Genomic DNA, 20,243 nt, shown 5'->3' on the forward strand with positions numbered 1-20,243 from the left:
GTACGGGCATAACCCCATTAACTCCCCGCATCGTTATCAGCCGTTCAAGGCTTTGTCTTTGCGCACTTTCTTGTCGGTCCATGCATCCAGTAGCCTGGCGGCCGCAAAGGCCGTCTTTATGGCGCACCATTGAAGTGGCTCGGGTAGCATGGATGGCGTCTTGTGTTCCAGCGCCGCTAGCAGCGGAGGCTCTCCACCGCCGATTCGCTCGGCGAAAAGCGCGCCCATGAGCGATTGAGTGGCAAGGCCATGCCCTGAACATCCCGCCGTATAGAAGATGTTCTGCCTGGCCCCTGTCACCCCGACCACGGGGAGGAAGTCGTAGGCCCCGCTGATATACCCGCTCCAGCAATGCCGAATGGCAAGGCCCTGCAAGGAAGGAAAACGCTCGCGCAACACTCTCGACAACGCGGCGTAGGCGGCGTGGTCCGGAACATTGGGTGTCTTCGAGCCGTAGGCATAACCCAATTGCTTCACGGTCAGCAGCAGGGTGTCATGGGCCGTCAGGCGATGACTTTCCATGGTGTAGTGCGGCGTAATGAGGCCTTCACGCTCTTGCCAACCCAGGGACGCCAGTTGCTCCGCCGATAGTGGCTGGGTTTCGATTGCCGAAACCCGGATCGGTGCAACCTTGTTGCGTAGCACTCCCAGCTGAGGCGTGTAGGCGTTGGTCGCCAGAACCATTACAGGGGCGGTGGCGATACCCTGGGCCGTATTGCAGGTAATCACCTGCCCTTCACAGTAGGAAAGCACCGGCGTGCGTTCGTACAATTTCACGCCAGCCTTGATTGCCGCACGACGCAGGCCGTTGACGTACTTTCCCGGATTCAAGGTGCCGCCACGCTGCTCGCTGCCAAACAGGAATGCGGGCGGTATGCCTCGCGCGCGCATCTCGGCGCTATCCACGAAGCGCGTGACAGAGCCCAGCGCGTGGCCAAGCTCCATGTTCGCTCGCAGTCGCTTTTCCTGGCTGGGATGGACGGCGGCCCGGATGATTCCCGAGGGCGTGTAATCGCAATCGATGTCCAGCGCAGCCAAACGCTCTTCCACATAGGTGACGGCCTCGTCATAGAAACCGACGAACTTACGTGCCTGCTCAAGCCCCACTCGCTTGACGAAAACCTCGCATTCTATGCCCATACTGCCGAGCAGATAGCCGGCATTGCGCCCGCTGGCCCCGAAGCCTGCGAACTGCTGTTCCAGAACGATGACGTTCGCTCCACGCGCCCTTAGTTCCAGCGCCGTTGACAGGCCGGCGAACCCGGCGCCGACCACGACTACGTCTGCGTGCTCGTGGCCTTTCAGCGCCGGCTGCAGGTCGTCTGGCTGCTCCACCCATCCGCCAAGGCTGCGGAATCTCATGGGTTCTGCATTGTTGCGTGCCGCTCCGTTGAAGGCATTCATTCACATCACTCCCGGGTTGCCGGACGTTGTTCCTCTCATGGGCCGATCCATGGCAGTGCCGCTAGAACCCCTTCCCCGCCTCGGAAAAGGAGGGCATGCCCAACAGCTCTTGCGGGTCACGCATCTGACCATCGATCTCCACCCAACCCAGTAGCGTGGAACTGGCACTCCACCCCAGCAGACGCTGCATTTGCGAGGGGAGCTGCCGAACGCGCTCGACGGGTATGGAAAGGAAGTGGTTTTCTTCCAGGCGCAGGAAGGCCAGGTCATAGGCCATGGTCAGGCCTGTGCGAGGAGCGTCGGATCTGTTGGCGCCACCGCCGTGATATACCGATCCCAGCCAGAGAAGCGCAGTGCCTGCCTTCATTTCTGCGCCGATGGTTTCTTCCTGGGTGGGCATCCGTTCGTCATCCCATTGATGACTGCCAGGAATGACCCGCGTCGCGCCGTTCTCTTCGGTGAAGTCGGTAATCGCCAGCATGAGCTGCAAGCGAGCCTCGCGACCATACTGCGGATGCCGCCAGAGCGAAGTGGCATCGTCGCGATGCAGGGGTTGAAGACCTTGTCCAGGCCCGATCTGTATCGCCTGGGTCATGCTCAGTTGGATATCGGGCGTGATCTCGACCCGATCGTTCCCTACCCAGACATGGGTGGGAGTCTGCAATACCTGCTTTGCCGTCTCGAGGAACAGGGGGTTCAGTGCCACTTCCACGGCGGAGTCGCTTTTCGCCAGGATCCGCGCGGTACGTCGAGTCTGGGTGCCGGCGAAGTAAGGGTCCATGCCGCAGGGGGTAACGCCCAGATAGCTGTCCAGGTCCTCGGTAAGAGACTTCAAGGTTTCTTCCGAGACGAAGTTGCAAATAGCGACAGCGCCATCACGCCTGATGATTTCCACTACCTGCTCGATCGGGGTGTCGCAGCTGACTGTCGTCAATCTTCGCGTACTCATCTGATGCCTACCTGTGTGGTGTTGTCATTGTTCTGCAGAGCTTCCGCAATCAACCTCAGCCCATGAGCGTTCACTCTCATGCGGTCAGACCGCCCTCTCCTTGCGCCTGGCGAGGAAAGGAGGTTTGATCATACGACATGATCACGTGATCAAGTCAAACGATTAATAATTCTGCGTGGCATCTCGGCGCTCAGGAAAGGCCAGCCGAATCAAGATCCGGCTCTACGCGGGTTCGCGCTGGCGATAGCGGATTGCCCAGGCTCGATCCTGTTTCGCTTCGGCTACGCATCGCCGGCGGTCGGAGCGAAACATCTGGAGAGACAAAGGGTCGCTGCCTCGGTCCTCAAGCGTGTCGACTCATGGATTGGGGGACGGCCATGCGTTAGCATTCGTCCCGGTCGACAGCGGACCAGTCGCCTGGCGGCAACACCGAAGAAGGAGAAGCTGAATGGCTCGAGTGGGCGCCGAAGTGCGCAGGCAAGACTTTATTGAGGCCGCCGTGAAGGTGATCGCGGAATATGGTGTGGCGAATGCCACTACCCGTCGCATCGCGGCCGCGGCGAATTCTCCATTGGCCTCCCTGCACTATGTCTTCCACACCAAGGACGAATTGTTCGACGCGGTCTATGAGTCCCTGATAGACAAGCCACAGCAGTCCTTGCTGCATGTTACGGCGGGAGCCACGGCGGCAGACTCGGTAGCAGAGATATTGCGCCAGTTGGTCGGGTGGTTCACCACGCATCCGGAACTGGCGACTACGCAGTTCGAGCTGTTTTTCTGGAATCTGCGTAACAACCCCGCGATGGCGAGCAAGATCTACACCGATTCCGTCGAAGCGACGAAGCAGGCCATTGAACAGGTCGCTGGCTCGGTGCTGGACCAGGAAGCGCTGGCCACTGTCAGTCGCTTGCTCATCAACCTGTTCGATGGCTTGCTTCTCGCCTGGTCCGCCCATGGTGACCAGGAGCGGCTGAATGCCGAGACCGAAGCCGCCTGCCAGGCTGTGAAGCTGTTGGTGGCCAGCTTCTGATCTTTTCGAAGGCGCATCTCTAGAGAGGGGCATGGTGACACGGTTCGCCGTGCCCCTGCTCTTCGGGCCTCTTGCCAGTTCAGGTGCGGCGCCTCTTCTAGTTCTCCTCTCCCCGCCTCCGCTTCCAGCGGAATCCTGGGCGGCTATCTCGCCGGTCCTTCCCCCTCATAGTCCTGCAAGTTGACTGTGCGCTTCTCGTCCATGCAACAGGCCTTCCGCCATGGCCTGGCGGGAACTGGCTGCGGCACCTAGGTGCAAATAAACCCAAACCGATGGAAACCTGGTGCATTTCGCACCTTGTACCAGCAACTCGCTCGCGCCTATTCTGGTCAAACGATCAAGTCAAAAGATCAAGTCTCTATAACACAACAATAGGAGGCGACATGTCCTCTCACACTGCTCTTCCAATTGAGCCGCTCGATGTTCTGATCATAGGAGCCGGTGTGTCTGGCATCGGCGCTGCGGCTTACCTTCGACGTCACCAGCCGCACAAGGTGTTTGCGATTCTCGAGTCCCGGGAGCGAATGGGCGGCACCTGGGACCTGTTCCGCTATCCCGGCATACGCTCCGACTCGGACCTGTACACCTTCGGCTTCGACTTCAAGCCTTGGACCAAGGCGAAATCTCTGGCGGATGCCGCCGACATTCTCGAATACCTGCGAGAAGCCGTCGCTGAATACCAGTTGGACCCTTTCATCCAGTACCGGCAGAAAGTGGTCTCGGCGAATTGGCAGAGCGACAAAGGGCTGTGGGCAGTATGCGTCGAGGACGGCCACACGGCAGAAACCCGCACCATCGAATGCCGCTGGCTGTTCAGCGCAGGCGGCTACTACCGTTATGACCAAGGCTTCAGCCCACGCTTCGAGGGCGCGGAGCAGTTCAAGGGGCAAATCATCCACCCGCAACACTGGCCCGAGCGCTTGGACTATCGGGGCAAGCATGTGGTGGTCATCGGCAGCGGCGCAACGGCGGTGACCCTGATTCCCGCCATGGCCGACGAGGTCGCCAGCATCACCATGTTGCAGCGGACGCCCTCCTATATCGTCAACCAGCCCGCCAACGATTCCGTTGCCGCTTTTCTTCGCAAGATTCTGCCGGCGCAAACCGCCTACTCACTGACGCGCTACAAGAATGCCAAGATCACCCTGGTCTTCTGGCGATTCTGCCAGCGCTTCCCCGGGCTCGCCCGCAAGCTGCTCATATGGCTGACCCGTAGAGAATTACCGAAGGGCTATCCGGTCGACGTTCATTTCAACCCGCCCTACAAGCCCTGGGACCAACGCTTGTGCTCGGTTCCCGAAGGCGATCTTTTCAAGGCCATCAGTGCAGGTAAAGCCTCGGTCGTTACCGACCATATCGAGCGCTTTACCGAGTCCGGTGTCTTGCTCAAGTCCGGCACGGAACTGAAGGCCGATATCATCATCACGGCCACCGGTCTGAACGTGCAGTTGTTCGGCGGTATCGCCCTGCACAAGGATGGCGAGCCGGTAGTGTTGAGCCAGACGCTGGCGTACAAGGGCACGATGCTTTCCGGCGTACCCAATTTTGCCTTTGCGGTGGGCTATACCAACTCATCCTGGACGCTGAAAGTATGCCTGCTGTGCGACCACTTCTGTCGCTTGCTGGGCTTCATGGACAGCCAGGGCCATAACGTCTGCGAGCCGAAGGCGCCGGATGGTGTCGAAACCCGTCCCCTGCTGGATTTCGGGGCCGGATATGTCCAGCGGGCATTGGATAGCATGCCGCGCCAGGGGCCTCGTGAGCCCTGGGTGATGTCGATGGATTACTTCCGTGACATCAAGCTTTTGCGCCGAGGGAAGGTCGCCGACGAATGCCTCCGGTTCAGCACGGTGCCTGACGCCTACCTGCACAGAAGCGTGGCGCTTCAGACTCAGGGCGGCGGGCGATGACTGCGGATCGGTTCTGCGAGCTACCGGGCAAGCGTAGCCTCTGCTATCGCAGCCACGGTCCGGAAACCGCGCCTGCGGTCATCCTCATCGTCGGCCTGGGGCTGCAATTGATCTACTGGCCTGAAGCGCTCATCGCCGGCCTGGTCGAGCGGGGCCTGCGCGTGATCACGCTGGACAACCGTGACTCGGGCAGGTCTTTCTTCACCGAGGTTACCCCGCCCTCGACCCTGCAACAGTTCTTCCGCAAACCGACTGCGGGGTATGACCTGGGCGACATGGCCGACGATGTGATCGGCCTCATGGATGGCCTGCGTCTGGGTGCGGCGCACGTCGTAGGGATGTCGATGGGCGGCATGATCGCCCAGACACTTGCCGCTCGTTATCCGCAGCGAGTCATGAGCCTGGCGTCCATCTTCTCGACGACAGGATCGCTGCGAGTAGGCCAGCCAGCGTTCAAGACCATCTTGCAGCTTCTCCGGCGTCCTCCCCGGAACCAGCGGGAGAGCGTTCGCGACTATGTGGAGATCATGCGTTCCGTCGGTACGACGCTGGAATGGGACGAGCAGGCCCATCGCGACTACGCCATGCAAGCCTGGGAGCGAGGCGGCGGGGAAGCGAGCAACCTCGGGATGGCGAGGCAGATCGGCGCCATCATCAACTCGGGCGACCGAACGCAGGAACTCCAGCGAATTCGCTGCAACACGCTGGTCATCCATGCTGAGAAAGACCTCATGGTCGCCACCAGCGGAGGCTTCGCCACGGCGGCGGCCATTCCCAGGGCACGCTTGGTGCTGTTGCCGGGAATGGGGCATGACTTCCCCGCCTGCCTGACAGGAACGCTGCTTTCCCTGCTCGCAGGCCAAATGCATTAGTACGGAACATCCCTTCAGGGGCGGGTGGGTGCCGCCCCTCTTTTTACACCTCGGGACTTGCATGGGGCTTTTCGAAGTTCGTGCTTATCCAGGCCCACATAAGACAAAAAGGTTCCCGGTTGATTCTCGACCGCAGAGCCATGCATCACACGCCGGAGCCGTTGGTTCGCCCTGCGCGTGAATTCCTCCACTGCCGTTCAACAACGACAAAAATCGAGCAAGAGGTACGTATGGAATTCAAGTTCTTACTCCCCGCCAAAGTCGTGATGGGACCCGACCTGCGTGAGCGCACCGGCGAATACCTGCGGGAACTCGGCATGGCGCATGTGCTGATCGTGACGGACGCCGGGGTAAAGGCCGCAGGCCTGTTGAATGGCGTGTATGCCAGCCTGAATGAGTGGGAGATCGCGTTCGACGAGATATCGGAGGTCAAGGCAAACCCTCGCAGCGAAGACATCAACCAGGCGGCGCAGCTGTATCGCGGCAAAGGTATCCAAGGCCTGCTGGCCATCGGCGGCGGCAGCGCGATGGACGCGGCCAAGGCGATCAGCCTGCTGCTGACCCACGAGGGTCGGATCGAAGACTACGAGGGCTCTTTCACCCTCAGGCACGCCATCCCGCCTATCGTCGCCATCCCGACCACCGCCGGAACCGGCAGCGAAGTGACCTGTTTCTCGGTGATCACCGATACCGCCCGGCATTTCAAGATGAGCGTCCAGGACTACCGGGTGGGCCCCGTTCTGGCATTGCTCGACTCCCGCATTCTCGACACGCTGCCTGCATCGATTGCCGCCGCAACCGGCATGGATGCCCTCACCCACGCCATCGAAGCCTACACCTGCCGTGTGTCGAATCCGATCAGCGACGGGCTGGCGCTGCATGCCATCCGCCTGATCAGCCAATACCTCAGGCCCGCCGTACTGGAGCCGGGCAACCTGCATGCACGCGAGCAAATGCTGGTGGCCAGCCTGATCGCCGGCATGGCCTTCGGTAACGCGGACGTCGGCAGCGTGCACTGCATTTCCGAAGCCATCGGTGGCATGTACGACACGCCACACGGCGTGGGCAACGCGATCTTCCTGCCCTTCGTGTTCGGCCATAACCGCGACGCCGACATCACCCGCCACGCGCAGGTCGCCTACGCATTGGGTATCGACCCCAACCTCTCGCCGGCCGAGGCCGCCGAGGCCGCCGTTGGCTACCTGTTCCAGATGAGCAAGGACCTGGGCATCCCCCGCTTCGCCGAGGTGAAAGGCGTGCGCGAGGAAGACTTCCTGAGCATCGCCGAAAAGTCGAAGAAGAATTTCTCCGACGGCAGCAATGCCAAGCAAATGACGGTGGAGACCTACCGTGAAATCGTCGCCGCCGCTTACCACTACGTAGCGTGAAGGAGGCCCGTCATGAGCGAATCAATCGCCGGCGCTTCATTGAAGCGCACGCTGGGTCCGTTTTCCGTTCTGCTGTTCGGTCTGGCGTTCCTCGCTCCGTTGATCGTGTTCGGCACCTATGGCGTGATCACGCAGGCCAGCGGCAACACCACTGCGATGGCCTACCTGATCGCGGCAATCGGCGTGGTGTTCACGGCCTTGAGCTATGGCCGGCTGGTCAGGGTGTTCCCGGTCGCCGGTTCGGCCTACACCTATACCCGCAAGATGCTGAGCGCGAACCTCGGCTTCATGGTGGGCTGGGCCGCCCTGCTCGATTACTTCTTCATCCCGATGCTGATCTGGCTGCTCGGCGCCAGCTACCTCAACATGGCCTTTCCAGAGGTGCCGCAATGGGTGTGGATCATCGGCTTCATCGTCTCCACCTCGCTGCTTAATATCCTGGGCATCCAGGTCGCCAACCGCTTCAACGTGCTGTTGATGGTCGCGCAACTGGCCATCATCGTCGTGTTCATCAGCCTGTGCGTGCACTACATCGTCGCGGCCAACGGCCCTGGCGGGCTGCTGTCGGCCAAGCCGTTCTTCAACCCGGACGTGTCCTTCGCCACCAGCATGGCCGGCGCCGCCATTGCCGCGTACTCGTTCCTGGGCTTCGACGCGCTGTCCACGCTCAGCGAGGAGACCCGCGACCCGGGCCGGACACTGCCGCGCGCGATCCTGCTGGTCGCATTGACCGGCGGCTCGGTCTACGTCGGCTCGTCGTACTTCATGTACCTGGCGCACCCCTCCCCCGCCTTCGAGCATGTGGACGGCGCCGCCTTCGAGATCGCCCGCATGATCGGCGGCGACCTGTTCTTCGCCGTGGTCCTGGCGGGGATCATCATCGCCCACTTCGCCGCAGGCATGTCGTTCCAGGCCAGCGTGGGCCGGCTGCTGTACGCCCTGGGGCGGGACAACCAACTGCCGCGCAAGCTGTTCGGTGTCCTGCATCCTCGCTACAAGACCCCGGCCTTCAACATTCTGCTCTGCGGCATTTTCGGCTGCGCGGGTTTTGCCCTGACGATCGCCACCGCGACGTCCCTGGTCAATTTCGGCGCGTTTCTCGCCTTCAGCGCAGTCAACCTTTGCGCGTTGCGGCTCTCCTTCGATACCCGCCTCGGAGACGGGGCGGGCTTGTTGCGCGGGGTGCTCTGCCCGCTCGTTGGCCTGGTCACGGCCGGGTGGATGCTGGTCAGCCTGGATAAAGACGCGCTGATCATGGGCTGTAGCTGGCTGGGCCTGGGGGCGGTCTATCTCGCTTGCCGGACCAGCTTCTTCCGCAACCCGGTGCCCGACGCGCTGGCGTAGTGACCACCCTTCTATCGAACGCTCTGACAACAACCACAAGGCCGGCTTCGAGCCTGCCCTTCAATGGCGAGAATCGATATGCAAACCAAACTTCTGATCAATGGTGCCCTGGTGGCCGGCGAAGGCGAGAGCCACGCGGTGTACAACCCGTCCCAGGGCAACGTCCTGGTGCGAATTACCGAGGCCAGCGGCGCCCAGGTCCATGCCGCGGTGCAGAGCGCGGATGCGGCCTTCGACGCCTGGTCGCAAACGCCGCCCAAGGATCGCGCGGCCCTGCTGCTCAAGCTTGCCGAGCGCATCGATGCCCAGGCGCACGTGTTCGCTCGCCTGGAGGCGGACAACTGCGGCAAGCCTTTCAACGCCGTGCTGCTGGACGAACTGCCCGCCGTATCGGACGTGTTCCGTTTCTTCGCCGGCGCCGTGCGCTGCCTGCAGGGCTCGGCGGCGGGAGAGTACGTCGCGGGGCATACCTCGATGATCCGCCGCGACGCGGTGGGCGTGGTCGCCTCCATCGCGCCGTGGAACTATCCGTTGTTGATGGCAGCGTGGAAACTCGGCCCGGCATTGGCCGGCGGAAACACCGTGGTGCTGAAACCGTCGGAGCACACGCCGCTGAGTACCTTGAAACTGGGCGAGCTGCTTGCCGAGATCTTCCCCGCCGGCGTGGTCAACATCGTCCACGGTCGAGGTGCCTCGGTGGGTGAGCCGCTGACCAGCCATGCCCAGGTGCGCATGGTGTCGCTGACCGGCTCCGTGCGCACCGGCAGCCGGATCATCGAAGGTACGGCCGAGAGCGTGAAACGCATGCACATGGAGTTGGGGGGCAAGGCTCCTGTACTGATCTTCGACGATGCCGACATCGATGCCGCCGTCGAAGGCATCCGCGCCTTCGGCTTCTACAACGCCGGCCAGGACTGTACCGCCGCGTGCCGCCTCTATGTGCAGAAAGGGGTCTACCAGGAGTTCGTTCGCAAGCTCGGCGAGGCCGTATCCAACATCCGGTGCGGGCTGCCGGACGATCCGGCGACCGAGATGGGACCGCTGATCACCAAGGAGCATCTGGAGCGTGTCGAGGGGTTCGTGAACCGGGCCAGGGAGTTGCCGCACATCGAAGTGGTCACCGGCGGCAAGCGCGCCGAGGGTGCCGGCTTCTTCTTCGAGCCAACGGTCCTGGCCGGCGCTACGCAGGAGGATGAGGTGGTGCGCCGCGAGATCTTCGGCCCGGTGGTGACCGTCTCGTCGTTCGAGGATGAAGCCCAGGCGCTGGCTTGGGCGAACGACTCCGATTACGGCCTGGCGTCTTCGGTATGGACCGCCGATGTGGGGCGCGCTCATCGCCTGGCCGCCCGCCTGCAATACGGCTGCACCTGGGTCAACACCCACTTCATGCTGGTCAGCGAAATGCCCCACGGCGGGGTCAAGCTGTCCGGCTACGGCAAGGACCTGTCGATGTACGGCCTGGAAGACTACACCGTGGTGCGCCACGTGATGTTCAAGCACTGACCGCCCACACCCCGGACTACCCAGATCATTTTTCAAGAGGTTTGCATGAACAACATCGAGACGTTCGAAAGGCTCGAGTCCAACGTGCGGATGTACTGCCGCGACTTGCCCCTGGTGTTCGATACCGCCCAAGGCAGCAGGATCCGCGGCGAAGATGGCCGCGAATACCTGGACTTCTTCGCCGGCGCCGGCGCTCTGAACTATGGCCACAACGACCCGCGCATGCGCGATGCGCTGATCGCGTATCTGTCGGCCAACGGCGTGACCCACGCCCTCGACCTGCACACCACCACCAAGCGCCAGTTCCTGGAAGCGATCGAGCGCGACCTGTTCAAGCCACGCGGCTGGGACTACAAGGTCCAGTTCACCGGCCCGACCGGTGCCGACGCCGTCGAGGCGGCGTTGAAGCTGGCGCGCAAGGCGACCGGGCGTACCAAGGTCGTATCGTTCTACGGGGCTTACCACGGCATGACCGCCGGCGCCCTGGCCGTCACCGGCAACCGCACTCGCCGTGGCCCCGGGCTTTCCACCGACGTGGTGTTCGTGCCCTACGAAGACAGCCCCTATGGCGAATTCGACAGCATTGGCTTCCTCGAGCGCCTGGCCAACGACCAGGGCAGCGGCTCGGAGCTGCCGGCGGCGGTGATCGTCGAGTCGGTGCAGATCCAGGCCGGCGTCTACCCGGCTTCCAACCAATGGCTGCAACGCTTGCGCAAGTGGACCACCGACCACGGCGTGCTACTTATCTGCGACGAGATCCAGGCCGGTTGCGGCCGCACCGGCGACTTCTTCGGCTTCGAGCGCTCCGGGGTGGTGCCGGACCTGATCACCTGCGCCAAATCGATCGGCGGCTTCGGCCTGCCGATGGCGATCGTGTTGCTTCGTGCCGGGCTGGATGTATGGCAACCGGGCGATCACATCGGCACCTTCCGCGGCAACCAGTTGGCGTTCCTGACCGCCCGCATCGCGCTCAGCTATTGGCACGATGAGCAGTTCCTGAAATTGCTGGCCGACAACTGCGCGGCCATGGAGCGCGCAGTTGCCGGCTTTGCGGAAATTCCAGGCGTCGCGTCCGCGCGTTGTCGCGGCATGATCGCCGGCATCGATTTCGGCCGCGGCAACGTCGAGGTCGCCAAGGACGCCCAGCAGCGCGTGCTGCAAGCGGGCGTGCTGGTCGACCGCTGCGGCCCGAATGGCGAAATCATCAAGCTGATGCCACCGCTGAACACTCCGACCGACCAACTCGAAGACGGCCTCAGGGCCTTCGGCGAATCGGTCGCGGCAGCGCTGGGAGAATAGCTGCCAGGGTCACCCTTCGGCCTGTGTTGAAGCGCAGGCCGGAGACCTGTTGGACATCAGCCAGAACAATAATCAGGAGACCTCGAGCGTGCGTGAACACAATGATGAAAGCTTCGAGTTCGAAGTGTCCGTGATCGGGCTCGGAGCCATGGGAACCATCATGGCCCAAGCGTTGCTCAGGCAAGGCAGGCGCGTGGCGATCTGGAACCGCTCGCCCGGCAAGGCCGCGGCGCTCGTCGCCGCTGGCGCTCACCTGTGCGAGAGCGCCGAAGCCGCGCTGGCTGCAAGCCCGGCCACGATCTTCGTGCTCCTGGACAACCAGGCGACCCACGAGGTGCTCGGGATGCCAGGTGTGATGCAGGCGCTGGCCAACCGTACGATCGTCGATTACACGACCAACGCCCGGGACGAGGGCCTGGCGCTTCAGAGTCTCGTCAACCGCGCGGGCGGCCATTACGTCAAAGGGATGATCGTGGCCTACCCGCGCAACGTTGGTCGTCGCGAAAGCCACAGCATTCATACCGGTGATCCTGAGGCCTTCGAACGGCATCGGGCGCTGCTTGAGGGGCTTGCCGGTCATACGACGTTCCTCCCCTGGGACGAAGCATTGGCCTTCGCCACCGTGCTCCACGCGCATGCGTTTGCCGCGATGGTGGCTTTCTTCGAGGCCGTGGGGGCTGGTGTCCACTTCGGCCTGCCGCCTTCGAAGACCGCTCGGCTCATGCTCGACACGTCGCGCTTTTTCGTCGCCGATGCACTCGAGGAAGCGGTCCGTCGGCTGGAAGCGCAGGATTTCGCAGGCGATCAGGCGAGGCTCGATGTGCATGCCCAGGCCTTCGCCCATATCGCCGGAGCCCTGCACGCACAAGGGGCCTGGACGCCGGTCTTCGACGCGCTGTGCCAGGCCGTGCAACGCGCGGCAGCCATGGGCTATGGCGACCAGGACATCGTAGCCGTCACCCGCCTGTTCGCCCGCGAATGCGACACCGCAAGCGCGGCGGGACAGTGACTGCGCTGCGCTTCTAAGGTCCTCGTGGATAGCGCCCGAAGACAACAACTATAAAAAATCGCTGGAGAATCATATGCGCCGATTCGGTTTTCTACTGGCTGTCCTTGTACTGGTCATCTTCCTGAGTGCACTGTTTTCGAAGCCTTCCGTCGTCAACCGCGGGACGGCTCAGCGCATGGAGCACTACCCCACCGTCGGTATCGGAGACATCTTCCGGGGGCACTAGCCAGGCCTCGGGCGACAGACAGCCTCAAAGCCTGCCATGCGGTCGCTGCCACCCGTTCGACAGCGACCGTGTGCGCCTCAGTGGTCTATGGCTCCGCTGGCGCCAAGGCCGGTCTGGCCTCGTACGTATTGGTCGGCGAAGGCTGCCCTTTCCGCCATGGCCCGCTTGGTCCGGTCCAGGCGGGAAACGCCATACGCCACCAGGAACGCCAACGGCATGGAGAACAGCGCAGGCTGGGTATAGGGGAACAGCGGCTCGGCGAAGTGCAACACATCCACCCACACCAGCCTGGAGAAAACCACGAAGCCCATGGCGCTGAACAACCCGACGTAGCCACCGGCCAACGCGCCACGGGTGGTCAGCCCCGACCAGAACATCGACAGGAACAGCACCGGGAAGTTGGCCGAAGCGGCGATGCCAAAGGCCAGGGCGACCATGAAGGCCACGTTGATGTTCTCGAACACGATGCCCAGGGCTATCGCCACCAAGCCAAGGCCCAGGGTTGCCAGCTTGGTTACCCGCAGCTCCTGCGCCTCGCTGGCCGCGCCCTTCATGATCACCCGCGCATACAGGTCATGGGCGATGGCGGACGCCCCGGCCAGGGCCAGGCCTGACACCACGGCCAGGATGGTGGCGAAGGTCACGGCGGAGAGGAAGCCCAGCAGCAGGTTGCCTCCCACTGCCTGGGCCAGGTGCATGACCACCATGTTGCCCCCGCCCAGCAGCTTGCCTCCCGCTTCCCCGCCCTCGAAGAACCGGGGCTGCTGGCTGACGATCACGATCGACGCCAGGCCCAGCAGGAAAATGACATTGAAGAAGTAGCCGATGAACCCGGTGGCGTAGAGCACCGACTTGCGCGCCTCCCGGGCATCGCCGACGGTGAAGAAACGCATCAGGATGTGCGGCAGCCCGGCGGTGCCGAACACCAGCCCCAGGCTCAGCGATAGCGCGGTCAACGGGTCGGCCAGCAAGCCACCAGGGGCCAGCAGGCGTTCGCCCAGGGCATGGCTATCCATCGCCTGGCTGACCAGCCTGTCATAGCTGAAGTCGAATTCGCGCATCGCCAGGAACAGCACCAGCGAGCCGCCGACCAGCAGCAGGAATGCCTTGACGATCTGCACCCAGGTGGTTGCCACCATACCGCCGAAGGTCACATACAGCATCATCAGCGCACCGACGATCACCAGGGCGATCTGGTAGTCCAGGCCGAACAGCAGCCTGATCAACTGCCCGGCCCCGACCATCTGCGCCACCAGGTAGAAACACACCACGGTCAGCGATCCGATGGCGGCCATGGTGCGCACCTTGCCCTGGTCGAGACGGTACGAGGTGATGTCGGCGAAGGTGAAGCGGCCCAGGTTGCGCAGCCGCTCGGTCATCAATAGCAGCAGTACCGGCCAGCCCGCGAAGAAGGCGATGAGATAGATGTAGCCATCCATCCCGGAGCTGTAGATGAGCGCGGTGATTCCCAGCAGCGTGGAGGCGGACATGTAGTCGCCGGCCAGCGCCAGGCCGTTCTGCCAGCCCCGGATACCGCCACCGGCGCTATAGAAATCCGCCGTCGAATGGGTCCGTCGCGCCGCCCACCAGGTGATGCACAGGGTGAACAGCACGAACACCATGAACATGCCGATGGCATGCAGGTTGAGCGGCTGGCGCTGGCCAGCGTCCAACGCGGGCGAGGCCAACAGCAGGCCGGAGTGCAGCGACAACGCCAGGGGAAGGAGCTTCTTCATGCGCCCTGCTCCTCTTCCAGCCCAGCGACCAGAGCCTGGGTCAGGCGATCGAATTCGCCGTTGGCGCGGTACACATAGAGCGCCGACAAGGCACAGAAAAACACGAACAGGAACACGCCGGCCGCGACGCCGAAGGTCATGTTCGAGCCCTGCGCCAGACGCCTGGCAATCAGCTCGGGGCAGAACGATACCAGCGCGATGTAGCCGTGGAACGTGGCCAGGATCAGCAGGAGCAGGCTCAGGGTGAAACGGTTTCGGCGCGCCACCAGTTGCTGGAACCGGGCACTGGCGCGGATACGCGCGTATAGCAGGCTGGACATGGGACACCTCGGGCAACCTAGTTATTGTTATGGAATATGCGGGTGCGGCAGCGCCATCAGCGGCCGGCGTCGCCGGCCTCCTCCTCCTGCCGGGCCCACTCGCGCAGGACGAACTTCTGGATCTTGCCGGTGGCGGTCTTGGGCAGTTCGGTAAGCGTCACATGCCGCGGTGCCTTGAAGTGCGCCAGGCGCTCGCGGCACCAGCGGACCAGATCGTCACCCGTGGTTCTGGGTAAGGCATCCGCCCGCAAGGCGACGAACGCGTGGGGTGTCTCGCCCCAGCGCGAATCCGGGCGCGCCACCACCGCGGCCTCGACCACCTCGGGGTGCTGGTAGAGCACTTCCTCGATCTCCAGCGAGCTGATGTTCTCGCCGCCGGAAATGATGATGTCCTTGGCCCGGTCCTTGATTTCCACGTAGCCGTCCGGGTGCAGCACGGCCAGGTCGCCGGTGTGCAACCAGCCGTCGGCCAACGCGGCACGGGTGGCCTCGGGGTTGTGCAGGTAGCCTTTCATCACGGTGTTGCCCCGCACTACCAGTTCGCCAAGGGTGCGGCCGTCGGCCGGGACCGGACGGCCGGTGTCGGTATCCAGCACCGTGGCCTCCTCGAGCATCGGGTGGGCGACGCCCTGGCGGCTCATGAACTGGGCCCGGGCCTCCAGCGGCAATTCGTCGACCCCCGGCTGCCACAGGCACAGGGTGCTGGGGCCGTAGCTTTCGGTCATGCCGTAGGCGTGGGTGATGCTGAAGCCGCGTGCTTCCATGGCGGCGATGACCGCGCTGGGCGGCGCGGCGCCGCCGGTGATCACCGATACCGGCACGGCAGGGACGCTGGCATGCTCGGCATGGATCAGCATCGACATCACCACCGGCGCGGCGCTCAGGTGGGTCACCGCATGCTCGGCAATCGCAGCGTGGATCGCATCTGGCTGGACCTTGCGCAGGCACACGTGCGTGCCACCGGACAGCGTCACCGCCCAGGTATGGCTCCAGCCGTTGCAGTGGAACATCGGCAAGGTCCACAGGTAGATGCTGCGCGGCCCCAACTGGAAGATCAGCGCGCCGGCGCAGGCGTTGAGGTAGGCGCCGCGGTGATGCAGGACCACGCCCTTGGGATCCCCCGTGGTGCCGGAGGTGTAGTTGATGGCGATCGACTGCCATTCGTTCTGCGGCGCACTCAGCGGCCGCCCCGGGTCGCCCTGGGCCAGAAACGCCTCATAGTCCAGGTCGTGGGCGAGGTCGGCTCGCTCGGCCTGATCATCGTCGATGCCCACCAGCAAGGGCGGCGCATCGAGCATGGCCAGCGCCTGCTGGGCCACGGCACCGAACTCACGGTCGCAGATCAGCACCCTGGCCGCGCAGTGGCGCAGGATGAAGGCGATGCTGCGTGCCTCCAGGCGAATGTTGATGCATACCAGCACCGCCCCGGCACCGGGTACGCCATAGTGGGCCTCGAGCATTTCCGGGATATTCGGCGCCAGTATCGCCACCCGCTCGCCCGCTTGTACGCCGACCCGCTCCAGGGCACTGGCCAGGGCGCAACTGCGCTCGTGCAACTGGCGGTAGCTGTAGCGCCTTGCGCCATAGACCACCGCATCGCGCTGCGGGTACACCTGCGCGGCACGCTTGAGGAACGACAGCGGCGACAGCGGGACATGGTTGGCTTCGTTGGGAGCAAGCTCGTGCTCGAGGGTCGGAACCATCATGGCAGCCACCTCATCGACACATTGCTCGGGTCTTGCACGCACATACATACCTCCTGTTCTTGTTGTTATTGCGCCAGGGCGCGTTACAGGCTGCTGCACAGGTGGCCGCCATCGACCACGATCTCGGCGCCGCTCATGGCCCGCCCGGCATCGCTGGCGAGCAGCAGCAAGGCGCCGTCCAGGTCCGCCGGCACGCTGAAGCGGCGGCTGGGGATACGCGAGCGCAACTTGTCGCCGGCCTCGCTGGCCAGGAAGGCCTCGTTCAGGTCGGTCATCACGTAGCCGGGCGCCAGGGCGTTCACCCGGATGCCATGGCGCGCCAACTCCAGCGCCATGGCGCGGGTCAGGTGGGCCAGGCCGGCCTTGGCCGCCAGGTAGGGGCCGACGGCGCCGGCCACACGGCTGGCGAGGATCGAAGTGACATTGATCAGGCTGCCGCCCGTCCCCGCCGCGACCATGCGCCTGGCGCTTTCCTGGGCCACCGCCCAGGCGCCCTTGAGGTTGGTGTCGAGCACGCGGTCCCAGCTTTGATCGTCGCAGGCCAGCAAGGGCTGGCTGTCGCTCACCCCCGCATTGTTGACCAGCACATCCAGCGGGCCGGCGGCATCGAGCACCCGGCAGATATCCTCACGGCAGGTCACATCGAGGGCAAAGGCCTGCGCCCGCCCTCCCGCCACCTCGATGGCCTCCACCAGTGCCTGCAGCGGCGCCTGGCGCCTGGCAGTCACCACCACCTCGGCGCCTGCGGCGGCCAGGGTCATGGCGAAGTGGCGGCCCAGGCCGCTGGAGGCTCCGGTCACCAGGGCGCGGCGCCCGTCGAGGGCGAACAGTCGGGTCAGGTTCGGCTGCATCAGCGGGCCTCCAGGCGCTGGTCGAGCAGTTTCTTCGCCAGGCTCATGCGGTGCACCTCGCTCGGGCCGTCATAGATGCGGAACGGGCGAATGTCGCGGAAGATCCGCTCCACCACGGTGTCTCCGGTCACCCCGCGCCCGCCCAGTACCTGGACGCAACGATCGACCACCCGCCACAACGCCTCGGCGCTGATCACCTTGGCCATGCTGGAGTCGACATTGGCCCGCCGGCCCTGGTCGAGCACCCAGGCGCAGTGCCACACCGCCAGGCGCACCACGTGCAGGTCCATCATGTTGTCGGCCAGCATGAAGCCCACACCCTGGTGCTCGCCCAGCGGCTTGCCGAAGGCGTCGCGGGTGCGCGCATAGTCGCAGGCGATGTCGTGGGCGCGACGCGCGGCGCCCAGCCAGCGCATGCAGTGGGTGAGCCGCGCCGGCGCCAGGCGCACCTGGGCATACCGGAACCCCTTGCCGATCTCGCCGAGCACATCGCTCGCCGGAATACGCAGGTTGTCGAAACGCAGCTGCCCGTGGCCACCGGTGAAGCAGCTGTCCAGCGAGTCCAGCTGACGCTCATGGATGATGCCGTCGCGTTTCATGTCGGTCAGGAACATGGTCGCCGTACCATCCTCCATGCGCGCCATGACGATGCCGAAGTCGGCGCCTTCTGCGCCGGTGATCAGCCACTTGCGGCCATTGATCAGGTAGTCGTCGCCATCGCGGGTGGCGGTGGTGCGCAGCATCGAGGGGTCCGAGCCGGAGCCTGGCGCAGGCTCGGTCATGGCGAAGCAGGAACGGGCATGGCCCTGGACCAGCGGGCGCAACCAGCGGTCTTTCTGCGCCTCGGTGGCGACCACGTCCATCAGGTGGATGTTGCCTTCGTCCGGGGCATGGATGTTCAGCGCCACCGGGCCCAGCGGCGAGTAGCCGGCCTCTTCGAAGACGATCGCCTTGGCCACGTGGCTCAGCGCCAGGCCACCCATTTCGCGGCTGGCGTGGGGCGTCAGCAAGCCGGCCGCGCGGGCGCGGGCCACCAGGTCCTGGCGCAGGGCGTCGCTGGGGCCGTGGCTGTCCTGGCGGGGGTCGTTCTCGAGCGGGATGACCTGTTCGGCGATGAAGTCTCGGGTCTTGGCCTGCAAGGCGAGCAGTTCGTCCGGGAGGGTGAAGTTCATGGTTGTCCTTCTGGGTGCTTGTCTGTCGGGAATGAGATGGCTGACGCCGTTCAGGGCAAGGCCTTGGGATTGCTGATGGCCAATCGGGCGAGGGTGACCTGGCGCAATGTCTCGACCAGGGTTCTATGGTTTTGCGGGGCGTCATGGCTGCCCAGGCGAATGGCCCGTGCCAGTTGGCGGCGCAGGTCGGGCAAGGCTGCGGGCGCCTCGTCGACCAAGGCGGCCAGACGTGTCCGCTCCTGGTCCTCGGCCAGAGCCCCCAGGCGGCTTTCGCGGGCTGCGATGGCCATGGCATTGGCGATCATCAGGGCCGGGTAACGCAGCTCGCCGGGCAGCGCTGGCAGCAGTTGCTCCAGAAGCGTCGAGCGAGCGATGTCGAGCAGTTCATGGGCATCGGGCTGGGTCATGGCGCTTCGGCTCCGGTCATGTGCAGGATGTCGAGCTCAAGCTCCGGCAGCAGTCGTGCGGTCAGTGCCAGCTCAATGGACGGCTCCTCGCCGGACAGGTGGCGCTGGCCTTGCTGCAGGGCGATCACCGCCCAGCGCAGGGTGGCCATGACCTGCCAGTAGTGCAGTTGGCTGCGCTCGATACGCAGCGGAGACACCTCGTGGTAGCCCCCCAGGAAGTCCTCCAGTTGGCCGATACCGCCGGCCTCGAGGTCTGGGCGGGTGAAGCGCCAGCAGCGGGCGGTGAACCAGCCTAGGTCCTCGCAAGGGTCGCCCCAGCCGGTGAACTCCCAGTCGAGTACGGCTTCGAGTCCCTGTTCGCTGGCCAGGTAGTTGCCGGTGCGGTAGTCACGGTGCAACAGACACAGGATGCTGTTGCGCGGTGCGTGCAGCTCGCACCAGCGCAGGCCCCACTCCAGCACCGGATAGGCATCGGCGAGGGTGTCGAGGTAGTGGCGATAGGCGTCGATGGTCGCCAAGGCCGGTGAGCGGGTTGGCATCGGCAGGAAATCCAGCGCGGCGCACGGCGGGCGAACCTGATGCAGGCGCGCCAGGTTGGCGCCAAGCTGCGCCGCCAGCTGCGCCCGGCCCTGGGTGCCGGCGCCAGCGCTGAGCAAGCGACCGGCGGCGACACCCGGCACGTACTCCATCAGGAAGAACACCCGCCCATGCACGCGCATATCGCGGCACAGCCACAGCGGGCGCGGTACTTTCACACCGGCTTGATGAACCACTTGCAGCACCGCGAACTCCTGTTCGCGGTCAAGGCTGGCGGGTAGCGCGGAAAGCGCGTCGCTGCGCAGCACCCAACGCCGGGCGCCAGCCCAGGGGCCGCCTTCGATCAGCAGGTCCAGCAGCCAGTTTTCCTGGATGGCGCCGCCGCTCAGGCGCTGGCGTGCCTGGATGACCACCCGCTTCGCTGCGGCGTGCTCGCGGATGAACTCGACCAGTGGCTGGTCGTCCGGGGCCACGAATGTCTCGCCGTCCCGTACGGTCGTAGGAGGAGTGCTCATGGGGTTGTAGGGCCTGCCTGTAGTCATGTTGTCAGACAGCTTTAGCAACGCCTGGGCCAATTTTC

The 20,243-nt window shown here is 64.2% G+C and carries 17 protein-coding genes; 8 read left to right on the forward strand and 9 right to left on the reverse strand.

Annotated elements, in window-relative coordinates:
- Nucleotides 1-36: 36 nt before the first annotated feature.
- Complete coding sequence (locus FHW81_RS17085) at nt 37-1,404, reverse strand: NAD(P)/FAD-dependent oxidoreductase (protein WP_003122771.1); 1,368 nt, start codon at nt 1,402-1,404, stop codon at nt 37-39.
- A gap of 61 nt (nt 1,405-1,465) precedes the next feature.
- Complete coding sequence (locus tag FHW81_RS17090; protein WP_003158799.1) at nt 1,466-2,353, reverse strand: phytanoyl-CoA dioxygenase family protein; 888 nt, start codon at nt 2,351-2,353, stop codon at nt 1,466-1,468.
- Nucleotides 2,354-2,801: 448 nt separating this feature from the next.
- Between FHW81_RS17090 and FHW81_RS17095 the strand changes: the two genes are divergently transcribed.
- The 8 genes from FHW81_RS17095 (at nt 2,802) to FHW81_RS17130 (ending at nt 12,708) form a co-directional block, all read left to right on the forward strand.
- Complete coding sequence (locus tag FHW81_RS17095) at nt 2,802-3,383, forward strand: TetR/AcrR family transcriptional regulator (protein WP_003122773.1); 582 nt, start codon at nt 2,802-2,804, stop codon at nt 3,381-3,383.
- 383 nt (nt 3,384-3,766) lie between these two features.
- Nucleotides 3,767-5,293, forward strand: a complete 1,527-nt coding sequence (locus FHW81_RS17100) for a flavin-containing monooxygenase (RefSeq protein ID WP_004349748.1) — start codon at nt 3,767-3,769, stop codon at nt 5,291-5,293.
- Complete coding sequence (locus FHW81_RS17105) at nt 5,290-6,165, forward strand: alpha/beta fold hydrolase (RefSeq protein WP_004349746.1); 876 nt, start codon at nt 5,290-5,292, stop codon at nt 6,163-6,165. Before FHW81_RS17100 ends, FHW81_RS17105 begins: the two co-directional genes overlap by 4 nt.
- Nucleotides 6,166-6,395: 230 nt before the next feature.
- Nucleotides 6,396-7,553, forward strand: a complete 1,158-nt coding sequence (locus FHW81_RS17110; RefSeq protein ID WP_003144185.1) for an iron-containing alcohol dehydrogenase — start codon at nt 6,396-6,398, stop codon at nt 7,551-7,553.
- Between the two features lie 12 nt (nt 7,554-7,565).
- Complete coding sequence (locus FHW81_RS17115) at nt 7,566-8,897, forward strand: APC family permease (RefSeq protein WP_023105329.1); 1,332 nt, start codon at nt 7,566-7,568, stop codon at nt 8,895-8,897.
- A 78-nt stretch (nt 8,898-8,975) separates the two neighbouring features.
- Nucleotides 8,976-10,400 carry a gamma-aminobutyraldehyde dehydrogenase gene (locus FHW81_RS17120; protein ID WP_021205588.1) on the forward strand — a complete coding sequence of 475 codons (1,425 nt, stop codon included), beginning with the start codon at nt 8,976-8,978 and terminating at the stop codon, nt 10,398-10,400.
- 45 nt (nt 10,401-10,445) lie between these two features.
- Entirely contained in the window at nt 10,446-11,699 is a 1,254-nt protein-coding gene (locus tag FHW81_RS17125) for an aspartate aminotransferase family protein (protein WP_003089166.1), read from the forward strand.
- 88 nt (nt 11,700-11,787) lie between these two features.
- Nucleotides 11,788-12,708: an NAD(P)-dependent oxidoreductase gene (locus FHW81_RS17130; RefSeq protein ID WP_003122778.1), complete on the forward strand. Its 921-nt coding sequence runs from the start codon at nt 11,788-11,790 to the stop codon at nt 12,706-12,708.
- Nucleotides 12,709-13,011: 303 nt separating this feature from the next.
- Here FHW81_RS17130 and FHW81_RS17135 read toward each other — a convergent pair whose 3' ends face one another.
- The 7 genes from FHW81_RS17135 to FHW81_RS17165 form a co-directional block, all read right to left on the reverse strand.
- On the reverse strand, nt 13,012-14,670 hold the full coding sequence (locus tag FHW81_RS17135) for a cation acetate symporter (RefSeq protein ID WP_003158805.1): 1,659 nt from the start codon (nt 14,668-14,670) through the stop codon (nt 13,012-13,014).
- On the reverse strand, nt 14,667-14,990 hold the full coding sequence (locus FHW81_RS17140) for a DUF485 domain-containing protein (protein ID WP_003089157.1): 324 nt from the start codon (nt 14,988-14,990) through the stop codon (nt 14,667-14,669). Before FHW81_RS17140 ends, FHW81_RS17135 begins: the two co-directional genes overlap by 4 nt.
- Before the next feature lie 56 nt (nt 14,991-15,046).
- Nucleotides 15,047-16,693: an AMP-binding protein gene (locus FHW81_RS17145; protein WP_029770929.1), complete on the reverse strand. Its 1,647-nt coding sequence runs from the start codon at nt 16,691-16,693 to the stop codon at nt 15,047-15,049.
- 86 nt (nt 16,694-16,779) lie between these two features.
- Nucleotides 16,780-17,547, reverse strand: coding sequence for an SDR family NAD(P)-dependent oxidoreductase (locus FHW81_RS17150; protein WP_106120663.1), 768 nt, complete (start codon nt 17,545-17,547; stop codon nt 16,780-16,782).
- Nucleotides 17,547-18,719, reverse strand: a complete 1,173-nt coding sequence (locus FHW81_RS17155; protein ID WP_003123439.1) for an acyl-CoA dehydrogenase family protein — start codon at nt 18,717-18,719, stop codon at nt 17,547-17,549. Before FHW81_RS17155 ends, FHW81_RS17150 begins: the two co-directional genes overlap by 1 nt.
- Nucleotides 18,720-18,769: 50 nt before the next feature.
- Nucleotides 18,770-19,126: a DUF6285 domain-containing protein gene (locus tag FHW81_RS17160; protein ID WP_003089151.1), complete on the reverse strand. Its 357-nt coding sequence runs from the start codon at nt 19,124-19,126 to the stop codon at nt 18,770-18,772.
- On the reverse strand, nt 19,123-20,178 hold the full coding sequence (locus FHW81_RS17165) for a phosphotransferase family protein (protein WP_016253453.1): 1,056 nt from the start codon (nt 20,176-20,178) through the stop codon (nt 19,123-19,125). The genes FHW81_RS17160 and FHW81_RS17165 overlap by 4 nt, the downstream gene beginning before the upstream one ends.
- Nucleotides 20,179-20,243: the final 65 nt, after the last annotated feature.

Source organism: Pseudomonas sp. RC10-4-2, assembly GCF_050433085.1.
GTDB classification, from domain to species: domain Bacteria; phylum Pseudomonadota; class Gammaproteobacteria; order Pseudomonadales; family Pseudomonadaceae; genus Pseudomonas; species Pseudomonas aeruginosa.

Coding starts and splice junctions, on each gene's coding strand:
- FHW81_RS17085 (WP_003122771.1), bottom strand. CDS start 1,404: ATGAATGCCTTCAACGGAGCGGCACGCAACAATGCAGAACCCATGAGA.
- FHW81_RS17090 (WP_003158799.1), bottom strand. CDS start 2,353: ATGAGTACGCGAAGATTGACGACAGTCAGCTGCGACACCCCGATCGAG.
- FHW81_RS17095 (WP_003122773.1), top strand. CDS start 2,802: ATGGCTCGAGTGGGCGCCGAAGTGCGCAGGCAAGACTTTATTGAGGCC.
- FHW81_RS17100 (WP_004349748.1), top strand. CDS start 3,767: ATGTCCTCTCACACTGCTCTTCCAATTGAGCCGCTCGATGTTCTGATC.
- FHW81_RS17105 (WP_004349746.1), top strand. CDS start 5,290: ATGACTGCGGATCGGTTCTGCGAGCTACCGGGCAAGCGTAGCCTCTGC.
- FHW81_RS17110 (WP_003144185.1), top strand. CDS start 6,396: ATGGAATTCAAGTTCTTACTCCCCGCCAAAGTCGTGATGGGACCCGAC.
- FHW81_RS17115 (WP_023105329.1), top strand. CDS start 7,566: ATGAGCGAATCAATCGCCGGCGCTTCATTGAAGCGCACGCTGGGTCCG.
- FHW81_RS17120 (WP_021205588.1), top strand. CDS start 8,976: ATGCAAACCAAACTTCTGATCAATGGTGCCCTGGTGGCCGGCGAAGGC.
- FHW81_RS17125 (WP_003089166.1), top strand. CDS start 10,446: ATGAACAACATCGAGACGTTCGAAAGGCTCGAGTCCAACGTGCGGATG.
- FHW81_RS17135 (WP_003158805.1), bottom strand. CDS start 14,670: ATGAAGAAGCTCCTTCCCCTGGCGTTGTCGCTGCACTCCGGCCTGCTG.
- FHW81_RS17140 (WP_003089157.1), bottom strand. CDS start 14,990: ATGTCCAGCCTGCTATACGCGCGTATCCGCGCCAGTGCCCGGTTCCAG.
- FHW81_RS17145 (WP_029770929.1), bottom strand. CDS start 16,693: ATGGTTCCGACCCTCGAGCACGAGCTTGCTCCCAACGAAGCCAACCAT.
- FHW81_RS17150 (WP_106120663.1), bottom strand. CDS start 17,547: ATGCAGCCGAACCTGACCCGACTGTTCGCCCTCGACGGGCGCCGCGCC.
- FHW81_RS17155 (WP_003123439.1), bottom strand. CDS start 18,719: ATGAACTTCACCCTCCCGGACGAACTGCTCGCCTTGCAGGCCAAGACC.
- FHW81_RS17160 (WP_003089151.1), bottom strand. CDS start 19,126: ATGACCCAGCCCGATGCCCATGAACTGCTCGACATCGCTCGCTCGACG.
- FHW81_RS17165 (WP_016253453.1), bottom strand. CDS start 20,178: ATGAGCACTCCTCCTACGACCGTACGGGACGGCGAGACATTCGTGGCC.